Raw genomic sequence first — 8,494 nt, 5'->3', positions numbered from 1 at the left:
CCATGGCATCCATCCCGCCCGTTCAGGAGGCCTTCGCATGCTGACCCGTGCCGCGATCGAACGCGTCGTCTCAGCCGCTCTGGCCGAGGACGCCCCCTGGGGCGACCTGACGAGCGAGACGCTCATCCCCGCGGATGCCGTCGCCCGCGCCGCCCTCGTCGCCCGCGTCGACGGGGTCTTCAGCGGCGCGGCGGTGTTCGCGGCCGCTTTCACCCTCACCGATCCTTCGATCGTCGTCGAGCAGCACGTGGCCGACGGCGAGCGGTTCGCCCCGGGCGACACGCTGGCGACGGTCTCGGGTCCCGCGCGCGCCGTGCTCACCGCCGAGCGCATCGGGCTCAACTTCGTGCAGCGGATGTCCGGCATCGCGACCCTCACCAGCCGGTACGTCGCCGAAGTCGCGCACACCGGTGCACGCATCGTCGACACGCGCAAGACCACACCGGGCCTTCGCGCGATCGAGCGCCAGGCAGTGCGTGACGGCGGAGGACACAACCACCGCTTCTCGCTCTCCGACGCGGTCATGGCCAAGGACAACCACCTCGCCGTGCTCACCTCCGGAGGGCTGTCCGTCACGCAGGCGCTCGAAGGGGCGATCGCCCGCCTCCCCCACACCACGCACGTCGAGGTCGAGGTCGACCGGCTCGACCAGATCGACGCGGTGCTGGCCGCCGGCGTCGGCACGATCATGCTCGACAACTTCTCCATCGACGACCTGCGTCTCGGCGTCGCCCGCATCGCCGGCGCCGCTCAGGTCGAAGCCTCGGGCGGCGTGACGCTCGACACCGTCCGCGCCATCGCCGAAACGGGCGTCGACGTCATCTCGGTCGGCGCTCTCACCCACTCCGCTCCCGCGCTCGACCTGGGCCTGGACATCCAGATCGAGACGGCGTGAGCCTCTACCTCGACAACGCCGCCACAACCCCCGTGCGCCCCGAAGTGCTCGAGGCCATGGCGCCCTACCTCACGCGGTTCTTCGGTAATCCGTCGAGCCATCACGAGGTCGGCGAGGCAGCGGCATCCGCCCTGGACGACGCGCGATCACGCGTCGCCGGAGTGCTCGGGATGCGGACGAGCGACATTCTCTTCACCTCCGGCGGCACCGAGTCCAACAACGCCGCGATCAAGGGACTCGTCCTCGGCTCCGGCAAGAAGCACCTCGTCACGACCGCGATCGAGCACGAGTCCGTCCTCGCGTCAGCGGACTACCTCGCTCGTCTGCACGGAGTCGACGTCACGCACGCCCGGGTCGACTCGACCGGCACCCTGACTCCGGATACGCTCGCCGGCGCGCTCCGCGATGACACCGCACTGGTGAGCGTCGGATACGCGAACAACGAGATCGGCACGGTGCAGGATGCCGCCGCCCTCGTCGCCGTCGCCCACGACCGGCGCGTCCCCGTGCACCTCGACGCCGTCCAGACCGCGGGGTGGCTTCCCCTCGCGGGGCTCGGGGCCGACGCGCTCACGGTCGCCGGGCACAAGATCGGCGCCCCGAAGGGCACGGGGATCCTCGCCGTGCGGGGGCGTCTCCCTTTCGAACCGCTGCTGCACGGCGGGGGGCAGGAACGCGGGCGCCGATCCGGCACCCCCGACGTCGCGGGCGCGGTCGCGATCGCCCGCGCGCTGGAACTCGCCGAGGCAGAACGCGCCGGCGAGGCCGAGCGCGTCTCGGGTCTGCGCGACGAGTTCATCGCGCGGGTGCTCGACCTGGTCCCGGGTGCGCGGCTCACCGGACACCCGTCTCGGCGCCTTCCGGCCACCGCGAGCTTCGTCTTCCCGGGTACGAACGGCGAAACCGTCCTGCTCGAGCTGGAACGTCGCGGCATCGTGTCGTCCAGCGGGTCGGCGTGCGCCGCGGGCAGCGACGAAGCCTCGCACGTCCTCCTGGCGCTCGGCCTCTCCCACGACGAGGCGCGCACCGCGGTCAGGTTCACCTTCCCGCACGGGCTGACGGCTTCCTTGGAACCGGTCGCCCGAGCGGTCCAGGCTGCCGTGACCGCCGTAGGATCGCCCGAGTGAGCACCACGGGCGTCACTGTCATCATTCCCGGCTTCAACGTCGCCGACTACGCCGAAGAGGCCCTCGACTCCCTCCGCGCGCAGACGCACCGACACTGGACCGCGGTGCTCGTCGACGACGCGTCCACCGACGACACCCGGCATCTGTTCGCGGACGCGGCAGCCGCCGACCCGCGCTTCCGCGTCGTCCGCCACGAGAAGCAACGCGGACTCGGCGCGGCGCGAAACACCGGGCTCGCGCGGGTCGAGACGCCGTACACGGCCTTCCTCGATGCCGACGACCTCCTGCGACCCGACGCCCTGACCCGGCTGGCGAACACGCTCGATCGCACGAGCAGCGATTTCGTGGTGGGAGCGTACGTACGCCTTCGACCGGATGCCGAGGGCCCGGGTTACACCCCGGGCGACGTTCAGCCCTGGGTCGCGGCCGCCACCGACCCGGCGCGACAGCGGACCACGCTCGCGGCGCACCCCGCGGCATCCGGGAACATCGTCGCGTGGTCGAAGCTCAGTCGCACGGCCTTCTGGCGGGAACACGGTCTCCGCTTCCCCGAGGGGCGGTACTACGAGGATCAGGTGCTGGCGCAGCGGATGTACACGAGCGCCGAGGCGTTCGACGTGATCCCCGACGTCATCGTCGAGTGGCGGCAGCGCCGCGACGGGGGGTCGATCACGCAGCGCCTCGGCGAGCTCGACGTGCTGCGCGATTACCTCGAAGCCCTCGGCGAGGGCATCGCGGTGCTGCGCGCGGCCGGGGCGGACGCCGCGATCGCGCAGCGCGGAGCGCTGATCCGCACGCTCGATCTCCCGCCGCTGCTCCGCATCGCCGAGACGCACCCTGATCCCGCGTATCGCATCGCTCTCGAGGCGTTCCTGGAGACGCTGCCCGGCTGACGCCGCGGGGCGGTCCCTTCGACAGGCTCAGGGACCTCGGAGGAGGCCCAGAACGCCCGCTGTCAGGGACTCGCGCACAAGTGGCCGAGCCCACACAGGTGGCCGAGCCCACACAGGTGGCCGAGCCCACACAGGTGGCTGAGCCCACACAGGTGGCTGAGCCCACACAGGTGGCTGAGCCTGTCGAAGCCACCGGTCCACACCGCGCTCCGGGCCTTTCGCCGGCCCGAAGTCACCCGCGCGCCACAGCTCAGGCGGGCGCCTCGTCGGCACGACGCGCGGGCAGCGCCGCGCGGGCGAGGCCCGCGGCATCCCGCTCCTCCTCCGCGAGCACGAACGTCGCCGCGAGCTGCTCGGCCGCGAGGCTCGCGTACAGACCGCCCGCGGCGAGAAGCTCGGCGTGCGTGCCCGACTCGACGATGCGCCCCGCGTCCACGACGTGGATTCGATCCGCACCGATCACCGTGGACAACCGGTGGGCGATCGACAGGGTCGTCCGGCCATGGGACGCGGTCTCGAGCGCCTCCTGCACGATCCGCTCCGACACCGTGTCGAGAGCGCTCGTCGCCTCGTCGAGGAGAAGCACCGGGGGGTCTTTCAGCAGTACACGCGCGATGGCGATGCGCTGCTTCTCTCCACCGGACAAGCGGTATCCGCGCTCTCCGACGACGGTGTCGTATCCCGCCTCGAACCCGGCGATCACGTGGTGGATGTTCGCCGCGCGACACGCGGCCTCGATCTCCTCGTCGGTCGCGTCGGGGCGCGCGTAGCGGAGGTTCTCGCGCACGGTCGCGTGGAAGAGGTAGGTCTCCTGCGACACGATTCCTATCTCGTCGATGATCGACGCCCGGTCGAGCGTTCGCACATCCGCTCCCGAGAACATCACCGATCCCGCGCTCGCCTCGTACATCCGGGGGGTCAGATAGAGGATCGTCGTCTTGCCCGCACCCGATGGTCCGACGAAGGCGACGTGCTGGCCGGGTTCGACCGTGAACGACACACCGTCGAGAGTGGGACGCGCATGCACGGGCGCATCGGGGTAGCGGAACTCGACATCGCGGAACTCGATCCGCCCCACCGGCCCGGGGGCGGCGGACACGGGCAGCGCGTCGGGCGCGTCGACGATCGCGGGGCGCAGGTCGAGGTACTCGAAGATGCGCGCGAACAACGCGGACGACGTCTGCACGTCGAGCGCCACGCGCATGAGCCCCATGAGCGGCATGAGCAGCCGAGCCTGGACCGTCGTGAACGCCACGATGGTGCCCGCGGTGATCGCCCCGGTCCCCCCGGCGATCAGGAAGCCGGCGACGAGGTAGATCACGGCGGGAACGCTCGACATGATGACCTGGACCACCGCGAAGAAGCCCTGGCCGCTCATCGCCCGCCGCACCTGGAGATGGACCTGGTTGTCGTTCTCGGCGTCGAAACGGGCCGACTCCGTTCGCTGCCGGTTGAACGACTTCGACAGCAGGATGCCGGACACGCTCAACGTCTCTTGCGTGATCGCGGACAGCTCGGACAGCGACTCCTGGGTCTCTCCCGCGATCCGCGCGCGCACCTGTCCCACGCGCCGCTGCACGAAGATGAGGAACGGCATGAGGGCGACGGCGATCAGCGTGAGCCGCCAATCGATGAGGATCATGGCCACGAGCGAGGCGATGACGGTGACCGCGTTGCCCAGGATGCTCGTGACGGTGTTGGTGAGCACACCGGACACACCGCCGACGTCGTTCTGCAGCCGCGACTGGATCACACCGGTCTTCGTGCGGGTGAAGAAACCGAGCTCCATCGCCTGCAGGTGATCGAACAGCCGGGTGCGCAGATCGCCCGTGACACGGTTCCCGACCGTGGCGGTGAACCACGTCTGCGCCACGTTCAATCCCGCCGAGAGCAGGAACAACGCGATCATCACGCTCACGAGAAGGCTGAGCAGACCCAGATCCGGCGGCGTGCCGTCGATCGGGAAGAGCGCGTCATCGAAGATGCGCTGCACGAGCAAGGGCGGGATGACGCCGACCGCCGACGCCACGATCACGAGCAGCACCGTGATCGCGATTCGCCCCCGGTACGGCCGGAAGAGGTCGACGACGCGCTTACCGAGATTCGCGACACGGGGCGCCTGAGCGTTGCGTCGACGCTGCTCGGCCGCATCGACACCGCGGAACATGCTTCCGCCGACTCCACCTGGGCCCATGCGGGCCAGCCTACGTCCGCTCACCGACATCGGCTCTCGCCGCTCGGCCCGTGGCCCCGGCGGCTAGGCTCGGTGACCCGCATCTCTTTCCTCGAATTTCTTCGACGGTGGAATATCTCGCCGGTGGGCACCGTTGCCACCGGAGCACGTCGCCGTTCCGGCGCCACGAAGCCCCCCGCACGCAAAGGACCTCGTCATGGCCGCCACCGGCACCACCGCACCCCCGCCCACCGCCTCGGGCGTCACGACGGCGCAGAGCCGCGTGATCTGGCTGCTGCTCACCGCCGCTTTCGTGGCGATGCTGAACGAGACGACGATGAACGTCGCAATCCCGTTCCTCATCCGCGATCTCGGCATCACCGCGGTCTCCGCGCAGTGGCTCACCACCGCGTTCATGCTGACGATGGCCGTCGTCATCCCGATCACGGGATTCCTGCTGCAGCGCTTCACCACGCGACAGGTGTTCATCACCGCGATGACGCTGTTCTCGACCGGAACCCTCGTGGCATTCCTCTCGCCGGGCTTCGAGCTCCTCGTGGTCGCGCGGGTGATCCAGGCATCCGGTACCGCGATCATGATGCCGCTGTTGATGACGACGATCATGACGATCGTGCCGCCGCAGCACCGCGGCCGCATGATGGGTCGCGTCAGCATCGTCATGGCGCTCGCGCCGGCCATCGGTCCGACGATGTCGGGCCTGATCCTGCAATCCCTCGGCTGGCACTGGATCTTCGGGATCGTTCTGCCGATCGCCCTCGTCTCACTCTTCGTCGGCGCGCGCTGGATCCACAACCTCGGCGAGACCCGCACGGCCCCGATCGATGTGGCATCCGTGATCCTGTCGGCTCTCGGCTTCGGCGGCCTCGTCTTCGGTCTCAGCCAGATCGGCGGCGGTCACGGCGGCGACCCGGATGCCGCCTCGACCTCGCTCGTGTCCCTGATCGCCGCCCTGACGATCGGGGTGCTCGGTCTGGGCGCGTTCATCTGGCGTCAGATCCGCCTGCAGCGCACCGACTCCGCGCTGCTGGATCTTCGGGTATTCCGCTCGGGTGCGTTCACGCTGACCGTCGCACAGCTGGGTGTGATGTCGCTGGCGTTCTTCGGCGCGATCACGCTTCTCCCGCTGTACCTGCAGACGGTGCTGGGTAAGACCCCGCTCGAAACGGGCCTCGCGGTCCTGCCCGGTTCGCTCGTCATGGGTCTCGCCGGCCCGGTGATCGGACGCATCTACGACCGGTTCGGAACGCAGGTGCTCCTCGTCCCCGGTGCCGTCATCGTCAGCGCCACGCTGTGGTTCTACACGACGGTCGGAACCGAGACGTCGTTCGCTCTGCTGATCGTGGTGCAGACCGTCATGATGATCGGTCTCGCTCTGTCGTTCACGCCGCTGTTCACGGCCTCGCTCGGCTCACTCGAGCCCCGGTTCTACTCCTACGGCTCAGCCGTCGTCGGAACGGTGCAGCAGGTGGCGGGAGCGGCGGGCATCGCGCTCCTGATCACGGTGATGTCGTCCGTGGCGGCCGCGACCGGCGAGGGGATCGAGGCGGATGCCACGGGCACGCGCACCGCGTTCATGATCGCCGCGATCATCTCGCTCCCGCTCATCGCAGGTGCCTTCGTCATCCGCAAGCCCGCGGATCAGGTCGAGGGATCCGCTCCCGTCGGCCACTGACGCGAGGCGAACGCCGTCTGCTCAGAGCGAGCAGGAACCCCCGCCGCAGCACTGCGACGCGGGACGGGACGACTTCTGCGCCTCGTCGCCCGGGCCGTTCAGGAGAGTGAGAACGGGCTTGGAAGCGGAGGTCGTGTCAGACGTGGTGTCACCGGACATGCGCTCCATGCTACGCCCGTGCGCGCGAGGCGGGGCCGCGCCGTAACGCCGGGCCTCGGCATCCGCAACCCCCGTTCGAGGCGGTCCCGCCGTTCATAGCGTGGGAACACCCCGATCGAGAACCCGGTCGGGACGGTCCCGCGGTCCACCGCGCGGAGAGACCCCGATCGAGAAAGAGAGAGTCGAACCATGACCGATCTCAGCGGCAAGCGCATCGCATTCCTGCTCACCGACGGTTTCGAAGACAGCGAGCTCACCAGCCCCTGGGAGGCGGTGACCTCGGCGGGCGCGGAGGCCGTGCTCGTCTCGCCGAGCGAGGGCAGCATCACGGGTGAGAAGGGCCACGAGCAGAAGGTCGACCTCGACGTCTCCTCGGCGTCGGCCGGCGACTTCGATGCCCTCGTGCTTCCCGGTGGCGTCCAGAACGCGGACGACATCCGCATCGTGACGGATGCCGTGTCGTTCACTCGCGACTTCTTCGCGCAGCACAAGCCCGTCGCCGTCATCTGCCACGGCGGGTGGATCCTCACGGAGGCCGACGTCCTCAAGGGTCGGACGCTGACCAGCTACCCGACGCTGCAGACCGATCTGCGCAACGCGGGAGCGACGTGGGTCGACGAGGAGGTCCACGTCGACCAGGGTCTCGTCTCGAGCCGCAACCCCGACGACCTGCCCGCGTTCAACGCCAAGCTCGTGGAAGAGGTCGCCGAGGGCCGCCACGCGGGCCAGACGGCCTGACCCCTCCCGAGCAGAACGGCCCCGCACCTCGGTGCGGGGCCGTTGTCGTCACGCCGAGCCGTCGGGCAGGACCTGGCACGACGGGCACCACTGGCCGGCGCCCTTCGTGCCGGGGATGTCCTCGATCACGCCGTCGCCCTCGGGACACGGCTCGCCGGTCCGACCGTGGACCCGCATCGACGCGACCTTCGCGGCCTTCTGCTCGGCGATGGGCACTCCGCGACGCGCGATCACCGCGGCCGTGAGCGTGTCGTGCAGCGCCAGATGCAGCCTCGTGATGTCGTCCTCGCTCAGGGCCGAGGCGTGCGCCGTCGGCGAGAGCCGCGCCGCGTACAGGATCTCGTCCGAGTACGCGTTGCCGATCCCCGCCAGCGTCTCCTGCTCCTGAAGCAGCGCCTTGAGCTGTTTGCGGCGGCCCCCGAGGGCCTCCGCGAGCATTCCCCGCGAGTAGCCCGGGTCGATGGCATCCGGTCCCAGCTTCGCCACCGCCGGCACGTCGTCGGGCGCATCCACGACGTGGAGCTGCACAGAGAGCCACTCGCCCGCATCGGTGATGCCCAGGATGCCGTGATCGAACACGAATCGCGCGATCTCTGGGGCGGGCGACTCCACGTCTGCGTCTGACGACTCGCGCCACGTCGCCCACCCGGCGCGGCCGAAGCCGATCCCGAGGTGCACGCCGTCGAGATCGAGGTCGAGGTGCTTTCCGTGGCGGGTCGCCCCGGTGACGGGACGTCCGATCAGTTCGGTGAGCGGACGCGCTCGCGTTTTCAACGCGCGGCCCTCCACGAGGTCGACCTCGCGGACGATGTGACC

At 69.8% G+C, this 8,494-nt stretch carries 8 protein-coding genes; 5 read left to right on the top strand and 3 right to left on the bottom strand.

Translation table 11 applies throughout. The annotated features are described in order from the left end of the window. The first annotated feature begins 37 nt into the window (after nt 1-37). Genes nadC through P2P98_RS14830 form a run of 3 tightly spaced genes read left to right on the top strand, consistent with a single transcriptional unit; the run spans nt 38 to nt 2,915 of the window. Nucleotides 38-895 (top strand): carboxylating nicotinate-nucleotide diphosphorylase, encoded by an 858-nt coding sequence (gene nadC, locus P2P98_RS14840; protein ID WP_275800887.1) that lies wholly within the window; start codon nt 38-40, stop codon nt 893-895. Next, a complete protein-coding gene (locus P2P98_RS14835) occupies nt 892-2,022 on the top strand; it encodes a cysteine desulfurase family protein (RefSeq protein WP_275800885.1) in 1,131 nt (376 codons plus the stop codon). Before nadC ends, P2P98_RS14835 begins: the two co-directional genes overlap by 4 nt. Next, nucleotides 2,019-2,915 (top strand): glycosyltransferase family 2 protein, encoded by an 897-nt coding sequence (locus P2P98_RS14830; RefSeq protein ID WP_275800883.1) that lies wholly within the window; start codon nt 2,019-2,021, stop codon nt 2,913-2,915. The genes P2P98_RS14835 and P2P98_RS14830 overlap by 4 nt, the downstream gene beginning before the upstream one ends. Nucleotides 2,916-3,165: 250 nt before the next feature. Here the strand turns inward: P2P98_RS14830 and P2P98_RS14825 are convergent, their stop codons facing one another. Further along, on the bottom strand, nt 3,166-5,109 hold the full coding sequence (locus P2P98_RS14825) for an ABC transporter ATP-binding protein (protein ID WP_275800881.1): 1,944 nt from the start codon (nt 5,107-5,109) through the stop codon (nt 3,166-3,168). Nucleotides 5,110-5,305: 196 nt separating this feature from the next. On the opposite strand from P2P98_RS14825, the gene P2P98_RS14820 reads away from it, so the two are divergent. Then, the gene (locus tag P2P98_RS14820) at nt 5,306-6,781 is read left to right on the top strand and encodes an MDR family MFS transporter (RefSeq protein ID WP_275800879.1); all 1,476 of its coding nucleotides are present in this window, start codon (nt 5,306-5,308) and stop codon (nt 6,779-6,781) included. Between the two features lie 21 nt (nt 6,782-6,802). Here P2P98_RS14820 and P2P98_RS14815 read toward each other — a convergent pair whose 3' ends face one another. Beyond that, entirely contained in the window at nt 6,803-6,940 is a 138-nt protein-coding gene (locus tag P2P98_RS14815) for a hypothetical protein (RefSeq protein WP_193752701.1), read from the bottom strand. Nucleotides 6,941-7,129: 189 nt separating this feature from the next. Here P2P98_RS14815 and P2P98_RS14810 point away from each other — a divergent pair, with 189 nt between their 5' ends. Next, the gene (locus P2P98_RS14810) at nt 7,130-7,678 is read left to right on the top strand and encodes a type 1 glutamine amidotransferase domain-containing protein (RefSeq protein WP_275800877.1); all 549 of its coding nucleotides are present in this window, start codon (nt 7,130-7,132) and stop codon (nt 7,676-7,678) included. A gap of 48 nt (nt 7,679-7,726) precedes the next feature. On the opposite strand, the gene P2P98_RS14805 is transcribed toward P2P98_RS14810, so the two are convergent. Next, nucleotides 7,727-8,494 (bottom strand): DNA-formamidopyrimidine glycosylase family protein (locus P2P98_RS14805; RefSeq protein WP_275800876.1); only part of this gene is annotated, 768 nt, incomplete at its 5' end.

Source organism: Microbacterium sp. Kw_RZR3, from assembly GCF_029222405.1.
In the GTDB taxonomy this organism is placed as follows: domain Bacteria; phylum Actinomycetota; class Actinomycetes; order Actinomycetales; family Microbacteriaceae; genus Microbacterium.
The sequence above is the reverse complement of the archived record's forward strand: the minus strand, read 5'-3'. Positions and strand labels throughout refer to the sequence as shown.